Consider the following 273-nt stretch of genomic DNA (forward strand, 5'->3'; position numbering starts at 1 on the left):
TAACTCGTCGGGGATCTTCGTGTAGTGGTCTTCGTCGACGCCCTCGGGCGGCTGGTCGGCTGTTCCGACCAACCCGCCGGGCTGCCCCATCATCGCGGGGCCGTTGAGCACCCAGTACAGGAGGATTCCGAGCTGCTCGGGATCGAAGACGCTCCGGTTCTCGATCTCCGGCGACTGCGCGCCCTCGATCAGCTCGTCGAGCGCGGTCCTCGTTCTCGTTCGTATCCGACTTTTTTCATTAGTAAGCGACTTCTCCGAGAAATCGGACTCGCC

1 protein-coding gene is annotated in these 273 nt (G+C 62.3%); it reads right to left on the minus strand.

Features of this window, described 5'->3' with window-relative positions; all coding sequences use genetic code 11:
• The coding region (locus C471_RS17440) for a hypothetical protein (RefSeq protein ID WP_004048533.1) at positions 1-273 on the minus strand (273 nt) is incomplete at both ends.

It is taken from the genome of Halorubrum saccharovorum DSM 1137, assembly GCF_000337915.1.
GTDB lineage: Archaea > Halobacteriota > Halobacteria > Halobacteriales > Haloferacaceae > Halorubrum > Halorubrum saccharovorum.